Source organism: Streptomyces sp. NPDC015171 (assembly GCF_043079545.1).
Taxonomy (GTDB): domain Bacteria; phylum Actinomycetota; class Actinomycetes; order Streptomycetales; family Streptomycetaceae; genus Streptomyces.
On the sequence record NZ_JBIBUO010000002.1, the window covers coordinates 635194 to 648999 of the forward strand.

Annotated in this window: 10 protein-coding genes and 2 pseudogenes; 9 read left to right on the forward strand and 3 right to left on the reverse strand. The window is 66.0% G+C overall.

The window, feature by feature from the left end; all coding sequences use genetic code 11:
* Positions 1–60 precede the first annotated feature (60 nt).
* Positions 61–903, reverse strand: a complete 843-nt coding sequence (locus ACF073_RS07300; RefSeq protein ID WP_392067416.1) for an MBL fold metallo-hydrolase — start codon at positions 901–903, stop codon at positions 61–63.
* Positions 904–1367: 464 nt separating this feature from the next.
* Between ACF073_RS07300 and ACF073_RS07305 the strand changes: the two genes are divergently transcribed.
* The 7 genes and pseudogenes from ACF073_RS07305 to ACF073_RS07335 all read left to right on the forward strand — a co-directional run bounded on the left by ACF073_RS07305 (position 1368) and on the right by ACF073_RS07335 (position 10046).
* A complete protein-coding gene (locus ACF073_RS07305; RefSeq protein WP_011113206.1) occupies positions 1368–1538 on the forward strand; it encodes a DUF5670 family protein in 171 nt (56 codons plus the stop codon).
* 488 nt (positions 1539–2026) lie between these two features.
* Positions 2027–2530, forward strand: a complete 504-nt coding sequence (locus ACF073_RS07310; protein ID WP_392067417.1) for a hypothetical protein — start codon at positions 2027–2029, stop codon at positions 2528–2530.
* A 104-nt stretch (positions 2531–2634) separates the two neighbouring features.
* Positions 2635–2730: pseudogene (locus ACF073_RS07315) on the forward strand (IS5/IS1182 family transposase); the annotation flags it as partial.
* A gap of 675 nt (positions 2731–3405) precedes the next feature.
* Positions 3406–3711, forward strand: coding sequence for a trypco2 family protein (locus ACF073_RS07320; protein ID WP_392067419.1), 306 nt, complete (start codon positions 3406–3408; stop codon positions 3709–3711).
* On the forward strand, positions 3701–6955 hold the full coding sequence (locus tag ACF073_RS07325) for a trypsin-like peptidase domain-containing protein (protein ID WP_392067420.1): 3255 nt from the start codon (positions 3701–3703) through the stop codon (positions 6953–6955). The genes ACF073_RS07320 and ACF073_RS07325 overlap by 11 nt, the downstream gene beginning before the upstream one ends.
* A 328-nt stretch (positions 6956–7283) precedes the next feature.
* The gene (locus ACF073_RS07330; RefSeq protein ID WP_392067421.1) at positions 7284–9512 is read left to right on the forward strand and encodes a WD40 repeat domain-containing serine/threonine protein kinase; all 2229 of its coding nucleotides are present in this window, start codon (positions 7284–7286) and stop codon (positions 9510–9512) included.
* Between the two features lie 108 nt (positions 9513–9620).
* On the forward strand, positions 9621–10046 hold the full coding sequence (locus tag ACF073_RS07335; protein WP_392067423.1) for a hypothetical protein: 426 nt from the start codon (positions 9621–9623) through the stop codon (positions 10044–10046).
* Positions 10047–10382: 336 nt separating this feature from the next.
* On the opposite strand, the gene ACF073_RS07340 is transcribed toward ACF073_RS07335, so the two are convergent.
* Both ACF073_RS07340 and ACF073_RS07345 read right to left on the reverse strand, forming a co-directional pair.
* Positions 10383–10982 (reverse strand): hypothetical protein, encoded by a 600-nt coding sequence (locus tag ACF073_RS07340; protein WP_392067425.1) that lies wholly within the window; start codon positions 10980–10982, stop codon positions 10383–10385.
* A gap of 13 nt (positions 10983–10995) precedes the next feature.
* Positions 10996–11482, reverse strand: a pseudogene (locus ACF073_RS07345) (AraC family transcriptional regulator); the annotation flags it as partial.
* 385 nt (positions 11483–11867) lie between these two features.
* Between ACF073_RS07345 and ACF073_RS07350 the strand changes: the two are divergent.
* A complete protein-coding gene (locus tag ACF073_RS07350; protein ID WP_392067426.1) occupies positions 11868–12392 on the forward strand; it encodes a hypothetical protein in 525 nt (174 codons plus the stop codon).
* Between the two features lie 193 nt (positions 12393–12585).
* Complete coding sequence (locus ACF073_RS07355; protein WP_392067427.1) at positions 12586–13743, forward strand: DUF4331 family protein; 1158 nt, start codon at positions 12586–12588, stop codon at positions 13741–13743.
* Positions 13744–13806: the final 63 nt, after the last annotated feature.

Genomic DNA, 13806 nt, shown 5'->3' on the forward strand with positions numbered 1-13806 from the left:
CACGCCGCACGCGTACCCGTTTCCAGACCGGAGCGGGGCCGAGGGCGGCGCCGGGAATCCTCAGGAGAGCGCGGTCTTGGCCGAGTTCCAGAGCACGCCGCGGTTCACGCGGTCGGGATAGAGGCGGAGCATCGACGTGTAGAGGTCGGTGTGGTCGTCGGCCGTCGCCGCCGCGGCCGTGAAGTCCTCGATGTAGCGGCGCGTCCGCCTCACGTCGTCGGGGCTGTCCGGATCGCCGTCGCGCTTGTGGCCGGAGACCACGGCGCTCGGGCGCAGTGCCTCGATCACGTCCAGGGCGCGCAGCCAGTGCTCCGTGCCGTCACCCTTGGCCTCACCGAGGTAGAGGTGGACGTCGCCGTAGACGGCGTCGCCGGCGACCACCAGTCCGAGGGAGGGCACGTGCAGGGCGCTCGTGCCGTCGGTGTCGGTGTGACCGAGTTCGATCGCGCGCAGTTCCTCGCCCTCCAACTCGATCCGGCCGTCGGGCAGCGGCTCGGGGACGAGGTGACGGTCGGGGAGCTGGTCAGGGAAGCGGGGCTGCCAGAACCCGTCGAACCAGGCGGACCCCCACTGCGCCCCAGCGTGGGCCGCGACGTCCGGTGCGGCGACCAGCCGGGCCTGTGGGAAGCGGTCGAGTACTGCGGGCGCCCCGAAGAAGTGGTCGCCGTGCGCGTGCGTGACGAAGATCGTGGTGACGTTCTTGCCCTGCGCGGCGACCCAGTCGGCCAGGCGGCGCGATTCGTCCACGGTCAGCAGCGGGTCCACGAGCACCGCATCACGTTCGCCGTAGATGAGCGTCGACGTTGTCGGGGACCACATCCGCCGATTCTCGCCCGGTGGGAGGTCGTCGGACACCGCCGGCTTCGACGGAGCGACGTGGACGGTGTAGGCGAGTGCGGTCATCACGACTCCCGCTGTCTGGGACCGTACAGCGGCCGGGCCGGCCATCAAATGAGGCCGGGACACGATGGTCGAAACGTGCTGAATTAGACCTCCAGGCGCTTTCGACAGTAGCTGGGTCCGAGCGGAGGTACCACTTTGCCCTGCATCGCCGATCTCCGAGGAGGTGCTGACCTACGACACGATCTTGCTTGCCAGCCAATCTGGAACACAGAGGGTCCCGTGATCACGACGAAGCTCACCGACCCCCATGGCTCCCACGGCGCAAAGTCTGGCCTGCAACACCAGCGCCAGCCGCTGTCGCACCGCATGAGTTGCTGCTGCGGTGCGTGGGGGACAGGGCTGGGGGAACCCTGCATGGCGGCACGCAGCACTTGCATATGCCCCTGACCTGCTGAAAGAAACACACATTTTATATGCTTGTAGGTGTGATGTAAGGGCATGCGGTGGCCAGGAGGTTGATAACAATGGTTCCCCTGCTTCTGGTTCTTCTGCTGGCTCTGATCCTCTTCGGCGCGGGCTTCGCGCTGAAGGCACTGTGGTGGATCGCGGTGATCGTGCTCGTCGTGTGGCTGCTGGGCTTCGTCGTGCGTACGGCGGACAGCGGCGGCCGCAAGGGCCGCTGGTACCGCTGGTAGACGCATCACACCCGGCGCGGTCAGCGCGCCACACGCGTAAGGGTTGGGGCTCGGCCGGATACGGCCGGGCCCCAAACGCGTAACCAGCCGAGCGGTTCGGAGGGATCGGGCTTATCGGACGCACCGCCGGGTACGTGAGACATACACCGGCCCCGCAGGCCCAGCAGTGGAACCCTGCTCCTCCTGTCTGCGGGGCCGCTGCATGCGCTTGTTCCGCTCGCCGGACCTGCTGATCGGCTCGCATGGTGCCCGAGGTTGGTCGTCTGCTGTGTCTGCCGTCGCCGGGCACTCGCGGCTGCGCCCCCAGTGAACGGCAGCCTCACGACGCACCCCTTGCGGCGGCGTACTGGCGCATGATCCCCAAGGAGCAGAACCAGGGCGGCGGCAAGGCTCTCGCCAACTTCTACCTCTACAACCGGATCCTGGAGAAGGATAAGTTCCTCGTCTGGATCAAGAACTAGTCACCCGCCGAGCGTCCGGGACATGCCATGACCGAGCAGGCCACGCACGGGCAGCAGCTCGTGCCCGTGCACTACCACCAGTTCAGGATCAGCGATGAGTGCGGCCCCGCCGGCCCCGACCTGTCCCGTCGGCACAACGGCCTGATCGAGGTAGAAGACGGCATCGCCACCATCCTCACCGGTATCCACACCGGCGATGTCGATGTCACCGTCACCTTCCACACCGACGCCCCCCAGCCCGGAGACGCCGACTGGGAGGAGATCGTCGAAATGCCGATGCACTCGGCATCGGGCGAACTCATGGTGCGCGGCCTGATGTCCGACCTCGACGAGGAACTGCCCGAGCTGTCCTTCAGCGGGCCGGGCGACTACCGGCTGCGCGTCCACGCCCGCGGCCGCGACACCGCCGTCGACCTCGCACCGGATGACGTCACCGAGTGGTACCTCATCCAGGTATGGCCCGCACCGCCCCAGGACGCTGCGGTGCTCCGCCAGAGCGACGACTACGGCGCCTCCGTCCGAGCGGAGTGACCGCCGCCGCATCCACCGGTCCACGGCCGTGACGACGTGAGCCCCGGACACGGTCGGTCCGGGGCTCATCCGCACCCCCTGCGCGTCCAAAGGCCGCGGCGCGGCGCTACGAACGCGATCCCCGCAACTACCTGGCCTTTCTCCGACTGGCAGCCGCCGGCCTGTGTTGCTACAAACGACTCGTCCGCCTCACCACATAGGACATGGTCTTAAGTGTCGAAACCGGGGCTGGGCAGCCCGCTTCCCGGTAATACTCGGTGCACGCTCGACTCACCTCCCAATTCGGCGGCAGCGAGGGGATTCAGGTATGACGTCAGGCATGGGGCAGCAGCCCTTAGACACAGACGACCCGCCGCAGGTCGGCTCGTATCGGCTGGAGGCGCGGCTCGGACAGGGCGGCACAGGCATGGTGTACCTGGGGCGGACCCGGGGTGCCGACGCAGTCGCCGTGAAAGCGATCTCCCCGCAGCTCGCCGGGAATGAGGGCTTTCGGTTGCGGCTCACTGAGGACCTGGCCGCAGTCGGCCGGGCCACGGGCCCGGGACGGCATCGCGCAACCGTTCCATCGACCCCGGCGCATCGGCACCTCCCGACCACAGCCGGAAAGCCTCGCCCGAACCAGTGTCCGACGCCGCCGAAGCAGGCTGACAACGAATCGACTCCCCACCCAGTCATGACCGGCAACGGCTGACCGCCCGGTCCTTGCCGGACGCGTTGGACAAAGGAGTACGCAGCCATACCGCAAGGACGAACTCGGTTGAGAACCAAGGCCGTTGGTGTGCCTTGGTCTACCGTTGTTACACCCTGGTGCGGTCTAGCGCGATGCCACCTGGGTATGTCAATGGGCGACGGAGACGGTCAAAGGGAGCGATGTCGTGATCGAACTGACCACTGTCATCAAAGATCTACGCGAAGAGCTGGAACAGGCCGTCACCGCCGGTGTGGGTAAGGCTCTGCGCTTCGAACTGGGCACGATCGAGCTGGAGGTCTCGCTCGCCTTGGAGAAGAAGGCGGGGACGAGCGGGAAGGTCCGCTTCTGGGTCGTCGACCTGGGGGCCGACGGATCCGTCAGCAGCAACGCCGTACAGAGAGTGAAGCTGTCCTTGTCCCCGACGCTCGATGTGGCCGGTGTGCGAACGAGTGCCTTCGTGTCAGGTGAAGAGGGTACGGTTGAGCAGTAGTTGGAGCCCCGAAACCCCGGCGGGCCTGGACGCGCGTCATGCCGTCCAGATCGTGACAGTGTGTGCCGACGGGCACGGACGGCGCGGATCCGGCTACTGCGTCGGTCCCGGTCATGCTCTGACCGCGGCGCATGTTCTCGCCGGCGCCGAATCGATCCGTGCACGCTTCGTCGATGCCTGCGGCACTCCCACGGACATCGACGTCGAGCCGGTCTTCGTCCATCATGACCTCGACATCGCCGTGCTGGAGTGGAGACTTGATCGTCAGGAGGCCCGGGCTGCTCTGCCCGTTGCGCCTGTGCCCCTGTACGGTCGGCTGGAGCGTTCCACTCCGTGCGAGGCCCTGGGTTTCCCCCGCTTCAAGATGCACCGCGAGGTGGAGCCCGATGGGCGCTTCACTGAGTATCGGGACACGCGGCATGCTCAGGGCCGTGCCTCGGCGCAGTCGGGGCGTCGCCGGGGCAGGTTGGAGATCATCGTTGACCCTCCCGAGCGCGATCCCGACCCTTCCAGGTCCCCCTGGGAAGGCATGTCGGGTGCCGCCGTATGGAGTGGTGGCTGTCTCATCGGGGTGGTCAGCGAGCACAGGCGTACGGATGGTTTGGGAACGCTGACGGCCAGCCGAGTGGACCGATGGCATCAAAAGCTCAGTCAGGATGAACGTGACACCCTCCATGGACTGATCGGTCTTCCCCTGACTCCTGAGGAGTTGCGGCAGGCAGATCCAAGGGCCCGGCATGTTCGCGACCTCGTGGCGGCGAGCCTCGACTCCGCACGCGAACACCCCTATGTCGGCGCTGTCATCAACGATGCGGCGCCGCCGTTGACGGACCTCTATGTGGGACAGCGAGCTCGTCGCCGTAGTCTCGACCACGGCCCGGAGCTGGCCACCGAATTTTCGCCTGACGATCTGCTGGAGGAGATCCGGAACAAGGGCAACAGCGTGATCGTCGTCACGGGGGGTCCAGGCGGAGGCAAGACGACGCTCCTGCGCACGGTGATAGCTACGACGGCGGAGCGCTACCTCGCGGGCGGCGAGGTGCAGATGCTTCCCATCCTGCTTCCGGCCGCCGACCTGCTCGGGGAACAGCCAGTGCCGGAGGTCGTCGCCAAAGCCGTCACACGCGGCCTGAGCCGCTTCGGACTGTTTGAGGCCCCGGCAGCCGAGATCTTCACCACGGAGGCAGAACCAGGGGTTCCATGGCTGATCCTGGTGGACGGCTTGGACGAAATCGTCCTGCCGGAGGCGCGACGCACAGCATTGCAGAGCATCGCCAGTCTCATCACCCGCGCACGAAACGATCCCAATCGCATGCCCAGCCCATTCCGTTTCGTACTCGCGACTCGCCAACTCCCGCCCGGAGAGCTGGACATTCTCGGGCATGACCTACTGGAATTCGAACTGTGCCCTTTCGCGCCCTGTGAGTTACGCGAGCTGGCCACGGGATGGTTGCGCGCCCTCGGGGACGCCGATCCACAGGAATCGTCTACTCGCTTCATACACGGCGTCCCGCCTTCTCTGGCGACAGGTCTGGGCACGGTTCCTCTCATGGCGACCATTCTATGCGTGCTGCACTGCGCCGCACCCGAAGCACCCATGCCCGTCAGCCGCAGCGACGCCTACCGACGCTTCGTCGCTGCTCTCCTTGAGCGCCAGCAAGCCGCAGGTCTGTCGGGTATTCAGGAACAAACCCGCCAGGCACTGGAGCGGTTTGGCGCCGACGCACTGAAGCAAGCACGGAGCACCATCGACCATTTCCACGCGATCGTCTCTGACATCGCGGCCCGACAGAAGGGTGAGGTGACGACTGACCCGGATGCTGATAGACGAGTTCTGGCACGAATAGAGGCGTCTGCCTACGCGGCGCCATCGACTGTCCCGGAGGAGACCTGGCACCGATTTCTCGGCGACCTGCTGCGGCGCAGTGGCCTGTTCACGGAGGAAGAGTCTGGATTCCGGTTCCTGCACCGGACTCTGGTGGACTACCTGGCGGCCGAGTCGCTGGCCAGCGACCACAAGCAGCGCAGAGCACAGCTGAGCAGCCATCTCGCTGACGGCCGATTGAAGAGTCGCAGCAAACGCCTTATCCAGCTGGATAAGCGCACGAGTGAACTGTCCTATGTGGGATTCTTGTTGGACGCGTCCACCTCGGATGACAAGGTCAACGACCATTTGAGGCGGCTGGCGCGGCGTGGAGATCTCACCGATCTCGAATTCCTGGCTGCGCATGTGCGACTGGGAACCCAGCTGCCGACCGATATCTCGAGCAGAGTCACCGCGCGGCTGCTCAACCTGGCCCGGAAGGCCGACAGCACTACCGGAGGCGAACCGCTACGCGCCGCCATCGCCCTGGCGGACCTCGGTGACACGCAGGCCGGAAGAATCCTCCACGAAATGGCCGAGGGCAAGAGTCTCCTGGACACCGTCGGCAAGGTGGCGATGCACTACGACGACCACAACAGCACGCTAGTCGAAGTAATACGCCTGTACAGCGGAATGGCACGCGTCCAGGCCGCTCTCAGGCTGGCCGACAACGGCGACGAGCGCGGAGCCAAACTTCTGATGGAATTCGCCCACTCCCCGTCGCTGCAGCCGTTGGCTCGCTCCCATGCTGCTGGCGCTCTAGCCCATATCGGCCACGAGAGCGCTGCCGAGCTCCTCCTGACCTTGGCCAGGGACCCAGAATTCGACGGCTCCGCACGAGCCTTGGCCGGTCGACTTCTTGGAACGCAGCTGGGCGACAAGCGCGCTCAGCGAATCCTGGTCGACATGGCTCGCGACCGCACCCTCGATCCGATCTGTCGGGTCAACGCAGCCCATTCACTCGTACGCCTGGGAGACTCGCGGGCCCGAAGTGTTCTCATGGAACTGGTCGAACCCCCTTCCAAGAGGAAACAGGACGGTTATCGGGACGTAGTTACTTCCTTCGTCCGAGTGAAAGCCGCGAGGTTGCTCGCCGAAACCAACGACAAGCGTGCCATGGAACTTTTGAGTAAGCTACGCCACGATCACAGCATCTGGCCCTTCTATCGTCGCCGGGCCAAGGTACTGATGGTCATGATGCATGAGGGACGTCTACAACCTCGCACCGACGATGACCTTCTGGCGCTCGAACGCGACATCCGCGAGATGACCTACGGGCGGACTCTCCGCATCGTGAGCGCCTACTTTCGGATCCAATCCCGGGTACTTCTGCCATTCGCGCTCCGCAGGCTCGGGTCCGACACGGACCGGTCCAAGTAGAGGGCCCGGTGCCCCGGTCGCGGGACCGTACAGGGGCGGACCGGATCCATGCCCTCGACAGGGTTCCGGAGGGGTGAATATTCGTTGCCTGGAGAACAGCACCCTTGGATGCGCACTCATCTGCTGGCGGCGCCTGAAGTCACTCCGATAAGAGTTCCTACTCCGTTGCGAACTCGCCGAGTATCGGTTACTGCCTGTGGGGAAGACATCGGTCGTACCAACCAAAGGCACGCGGTTTGTGCCCCTGACGGTCAGCTGCCGGCTTGACTAGCTGCATGGGGTGTCGCTGAGTGGCTCGGGGTGGGTTTCCGAGCAAGGTGGAGGCGGAGTGAATGTTCGGACTCTGGCAGGCCGATACGTACTGGAGCGTCCGCTGGGCCGTGGCGGCATGGGCGAGGTGTGGGCCGGGCATGACAATGTGATCCACCGTCCCGTTGCGGTCAAGCTTCTCCGACACCCCGACGACGGGTCCAGAGTCGACCTTTTCTTCCGTGAAGCCCGCACGGCTGGCAACCTCAGCCATCCCGGTGTTGTCGCCATCTTCGATCTCGGGCAGGATCGCGAGAACGGCGACTTGTTCCTAGTCATGGAGCTGCTGACCGGGCGAGACTTGGCGTACGTGTTGCGTACTGACGGTCCGCCGGCGGTGGCTGAGGCGGTGGGCTGGGTCACGCAGGCCACCGATGCCCTGGCTGCGGCACATGCAGCGGGAATCGTGCACCGGGATCTCAAACCAGCCAACCTCATGCTCACGGAGGCCGGCACCGTCAAGATCCTGGACTTCGGCATCGCGCGCTATCTCGACACCGTCAGCCAGACCAGCCACGTGATGGGAACGCCCGCCTACATGCCGCTCGAACGACTGCGCGGACAGCCGGGCGATGCCAGAAGCGATCTGTACTCCCTGGGTTGTCTGCTCTACCACCTGCTCACCGGGCAGACTCCCTACCTCGCTAACGACGTTGTCTCCCTTGTCTACACGCACCTCCATACCCGCCCAAAGCCGCCAAGTGTTCACCGGCCAGAAGTCCCCGCCGTCTTGGACGCCCTCGTCATCCAACTGCTTGACCAAGACCCCGATCAGCGCCCCGCGACCGCAGGGGAAGTCCGCGACCGCCTGGGCGTCATCGCGCCGACTCTGCCCTCCGAGGTGCCACCGCCCATGTCTCAAGGGCCTTCCCTGACGATCCCGCACACCCGTTTGCGCACCACAGCACTCGCTGTCACCAACGAAGCGCCGTCACCTCCTTCGTCGAGGCACGAGGGCCCTCCCTCGCCGATCCTCCAGACTTGTCGGTTCCGGCTGGCCGTCGCGGACGCAGGCGTCGATGGCGTGGCGTTCTCGTCGGACGGAGCACTGCTGGCGGCACGCATTGCAGACGGACGCAACACCATCCGAATCTGGGGGATGGGCTCCGGCGCTCATCAGCACGATTTGAACGTCATCCGGATGCACCGAACGGGCTTGTTGCGGCAGCCCGCAGAAGTCCTTGACTCGGATGACCCCTGGATGGACAGGAACGCGGCAGACTGGGCGTTCTCGCCAGACGGTGCGCTTATTTTCACCGCACGCCGCTCGCGCCCTCCGCGCTGGGAAGTTCGCAACGGAACCTTCCGGCGGACCTTGGCGAAAGTCTTTCCCAGATGTCTGGACAGCATGCCCTCATGGGCCGAGATATGGGATGCGCGCGCCGGAGTGCTCTTGCACACTCCCGACGACTACTTCGTCGCGTTCTCGCCCGACGGCGTGTGCATGGCCACGGAGCGCGGCATTTGGGACGCCCGCACCGGCACCCTCATGCACCAGCTCGGCTCCGTCCGCGCGTTCTCACCGAACGGCCGTCTGGCAGTCACCATTTGGCACGAACGCAACGGCGGCTATGCGGCCCGGCTCTGCGACCCGCGGACGGGTGCCGTCTTGCACACGCTGACCGGCGACGCCCGCTATGTGAGGAGCGTGGCGTTCTCGCCCGACAGTTCCGTGCTGGCCACAGACAGTGACGAGAGCACGGTCCGTATCTGGGATGCATCCAGGGGCACCGCCCTGCACACACTGCCCATCGGCAGCGGGAACGACATGGTGCAGATGGCGTTCTCCGCTGACGGGACACTCCTCATGACTCACAACGTCGGCGTCGTCCAAATCTGGGATCCTCACACCGGGACACGTCTGCACAGCCAGGAGTGGGTCTACGAGGCCGAGCTGTCCCCCGACAGCACATTCCTCGCCACCACCCGGCTAGGGGGGAGTCCATTCCAGGACGGTCGTATCGGCATCCGCGACGCTCGTACCGGGGCCCTTCTGCACGCCCTGGCCCACCGCGCCGGGGACCGCCAAGACACCGGCGAGCGAGACACCTGGGCATCAGTGGCAGGCTTCTCCCCGGACGGCACGCTTCTGGCTACCCAAAGCTGCCGGGGGACCCTCGTCTGGGACCCGCGCACAGGCGCCCTCCTTCGTCACCTCGACGGCGGCTTCGGCGCGTTCTCCCCGGACAGCACACAGCTCGCTCTCCGCGTACGCGGCGGCATCGAAGTCTGGCGTGTCGGGCAGTGAACCTGAACTGATTCTCCTGAGCGACGGGCTCGTGCGAAACCTGCGCGCTCGGTATCGCAACTCGAAGATCATTTCGTTAGGAGTTCTTACTCGGACTCCGGTTACGTCGTGGTGCACGAGACCGGGGAGGCTTTCACGATCAAGCAGCTCCGCAGGCGCGCGTACTGGCTCATGGAGGTCCTTGGCCTGCGCAGAGTACGTCTCGACGACGCTCGTGCCTCCTGCCTCACCTTCCTTGCAAATAACGGTGTGCCGGATCACATCCTCGCCGGGTGGGCCGGGCACACGAACGTGAAGACCACGAAAAAGTGGTGCGTGAAGCCAGACGTGGAGGACCTCCGCGAAGCTGCCACCACATGGGGCGGCCTGCCCGGTGAGGTGAACGGTCGTGCGTGCGGCCGGCGGCGTTACCCAAGGGGTGGTCATCAGGTGCTGGTCGGATTGATCCGAACGGTTCCCCGCTGCTTCGTCCCGCCCTTCGGGACGGCGCCCCATGCTTTGCTGCAAACTCGGAACGGCTGGCGGCAGTGCTGATGAAGGAAGCAGCGCGTCGACGTGAGGGCCGGCCGGGAACGCGGCCAGCAGGACACGCTGGGTCGGGGGCGCGCGTGCACACCGAGAGGCTCTGACTCGATCGATGACACCGCCGGCAGTGCCCGAGGAGTCGAGCCGCGGATGCATCGGGTCACAGGATTCCCCCGGCTGTGTGAGATTTTGTGGGACGTGAGAGGGTCGGAGCCGTGAGCGAGACACCCCCGAACACCCTGCAATACCGCTTCGACGGGCGAGGAGACGCCCCGGTCCTGATCCTGGGTCCCTCACTGGGTACCACCTGGCACAGGTTGTAGAGACAGTCCAGGGGCGTCTACATCAGTCCAGTGCGGGCATGAAATGGCAGGTCAGGGCCTCCTGGTTCGTAAGGGGCTGCCCAGTTGGTGATCGCGGCGTGATAGGCGAGTGATACGGCGAGGCCCCGCCGGGCCCCCTCCTGACGGGACCTCTGTGCGGAGCCGTGAGGCGGCGAAGCCGCACCGGAATGCTCCGGTGCGGCTTCGTCGTGAGATCAGCTGCGCTGGCCGCACGATGCGGCCGGCACCTCATGCGGTGCGTGTCCTGTCTCGCTTCCAGGGTGCGCCTGCTTTGCGATTGCACTCGCCGGGAGGATCCATGTATTCCGCAGGCGAAGCTGAATGCCAGCCCTTGTTCGGCCACCACTCGGCCGTCGAGCTTGTCGATGCCCACCCGCCCGGGCGTGAAGTCAGTCTTCTGATCGGGAGCGCCGAACGGTCTGCCCGAGGCGTGCTCCTCGTGGAGGAGAACGGTCATCTCACGCGGTGCGGGATCCTGCGGCATGCCTTTCGCGGTGAACAGATGGCCGGCGCTGACGAGGGTGGCCCGCGCCTGGGTCAGCTCGCGCCAGCGTGTGTTCCCTCCGTGGGCTGCGATCGCCTCGGTGAGCAGTTCGTTCATGCAGGTCTCCTGCGCCCGTGTGGACAGCGTGCAGGGCGCGATCGACGGTCTCCTGATTTTCCGACCGGGGCTACGTAGTCGATGACGGCGCGCGCGGCGTCCTCCCCGAGCATTCGGATGATCACCCAGGTCGTGAGGTACTGGGACGCCAGGCAGCCTCCTGCGGTGGCGATGGTCCCTCGGCGGGGAACGGCGCGTCCAGCACGGTGACGTCGCAGGCTTCGACAAAGGGCCGGGTCTTCCTGTCCGTACAAGCCGGCATGCCGTCCAGCAGCCCCAGCCGGGCGAGCACCAGCGCGCCGGAGCACTGCGCACCGATCAGCTGTCGCGACGGGTCGAGCTTCAGCCGGGAGATCAGTCGGTCGTCGGCGACCACGGCTCGCGTCCGCGCGCCGCTGCCGATCAGTACGACGTCCGCTTCGGTCACGAACTCCACGGGGGCGCTGTCCGGTCACCCCGACGCTGTTCATCGACGTAACCACCGGCGTCGGCGTGTTGACGGGACGTGACCTTCAAGGTCTACTCGGGTGCTCCGCACGGTCTGTCGATGGTTCCCGAGTTCGCGGAGCGGTTCAATGCCGACCTCCTCGAATCCGCCCGCGGCTGACCGGCATGGTTCAGGCGCTCCGATGACAGCCGGGATGCCGATGAGGAAGACGGCACCAGCACCGCTCTTTCCTACGCCGGAAGCAGGTCAGGCGTTGATCCGGGTGAGGGCAACTGCGGTTCTGCCCCCGAGGACGGGGCCGAGAACCACCAGCCGTCGGTGATCGTCTTGCCGTCGCCCCCCGGAGGGGCAAAGCTGACTTTGAGAAGAAATCGAACAATCTTAGATCTGGAGGAGTCCACGCCCCGGTCAGTAAAGGATCAAAGGGAGAGGGAGTCATGGCGACGCAGAGTTCCGAGACGTCGGCGACTCCGATGGATGCCGCGCCGGCCGTGTCCAGGCAGCCCGACGGTGTCGGGAAGCGTGTCGGGGAGATAGCGGAGATCACCGTCCTCTGGGATGTCGAGCCAGGCGGGGCCGAGAGGTTCCGCCAGCACGCCGACCAGATCCAGGACGATGCCTTTCACTACGAGAAGCTCGTCGGCACTGTCCACGACTTCCGCGTCACGTTCATCAACAACGACACCCAGGCCATAGGTGCGGTCACCTATGACGGTGACTTCAAGCCGTACATGGCAGATATCTTCGCCAATGCCGCGCCGTGGTTCGACGAGATGTTCGAGGGTGTTCTCAAGGGCTACCCCGGGGCGGCCAATCCCGGCATCGTCGACTGGTTGACGCCGAAGATCGTGGAGGCCGACATGTGGTACGCCTCCAATCCGAGCATGACAGTCAAGGACACCGCGAAGGCCCAGAAGGTATCGGAGGCGTTCAACTCGCTGCTGGATGCGGCGGCCGGCTAGCGGCTTGTCTCCCAGCGGTCGTCGTCGCCGCCTCAACGGGCCGCCCGTCGGAAGGCGACGCGTCGCCGGCAGTTGTATCCCGTCCCAGGTGCTGCGGAGGTGACCCCGGCTTGGCGCCTGGCCCACCATTCAGGCGGCCCGGCAAGAGTGCTCGGGTGCCGGGCCGGACCTCTTCAGCGAAGGTCGCACCGTCATGTCCGACCACTTCTCCGGCATGCGAGCCGAGGCCGATCCAGCCATCGACCTCGCCGATCTCTACGCCTTTCCCAGCCCGTCCCGGACTGGCCGGCTCGTCCTCGTCATGGACGTCTTCCCCACTGCCCGCCCAGGGGCTCTCTTCTCCGACGCCGCGAGCTACCGGTTCCTTCTCCGCCCGGTGGCCGTCACAGTGGATCATCCCGGTTCGCCATTCGAACTCGGCGCTGATGAGTACGCGTTCACCTGCACGTTCTCAGGCCCGGTCGAGTCGGATACCGGGGGAGAGCTGCCGCAGTGGGGAACGTGCGTGGTCCCGGAGGGCGAGTCGGTCGCGTTCCGGGTGGACGACGAACGGGGTGGCGAGGGCCAGGGCGTACGCGTCTACGCCGGGCTGCGGATGGACCCCTTCTTCATGGACGTCGGCAAGGAGGTGGCGACGCGCGCGGAGCGGCGGCTCGCCTTCCTCCCGAGGGGAACCAACACAGCTCAAGATCTCGATGTGCTGAGCATCGTCGTCGAGTTCGACGTCGCCTCCCAGCTCGGCCCGGCCTCGGGCATGGTGTTCGCCGTCGCCGCGGAGACCGTCACGGCCGGCGCCTATCCGCTGCGCCTCGAGCGGCTCGGCCGCCCGGAGGTGAAGAACGTTCTCCTGTCGGAGAACGGGGTCGACACCGCGAACACGGTCGTGGATCTGCGTGATCTCTACAACGAGGAGGACCCCTTCGGGCCGGGGCCGCGCCACCTGGCCGCCTACCGCTCGCGGCTGAACGCCAACCTGGCGTTCTTCGACGGTCTCGACGACAAGACCGACTGGCAGACGGGCCCGGACGGGACGCACCCGCTGACCGACCTGCTGCTCGCCGACTTCCTGGTCGTGGACGTGGCGAGGCCCTATGCCGAGGACAGTTACTTCGAGATCGAGCGCGCTGTGCTGGAAGGGCGGCCGTACGCGTCCTGTGGCGGACGCTCGCTCAACGACGACGTCATCGACACGCTGTACACGCTGATCGTCAACGCTTTCCGCGGCCCGCGGGTCAGCGACGGTGTCGACCGGGCGACCGCTCCGGCCGCTCGAGAGTTCCCGTACCTGGCACCGCCCAACCTCGACCCGCCCGCACCGGTCTCCGTGCCGACGGCCTCCGCGAGCCGATGACAGGCGGCTCCACCGCGGCCGATCGCATGACCACCGGGACGAGGCCCGGTCCCTCCGAAGGCC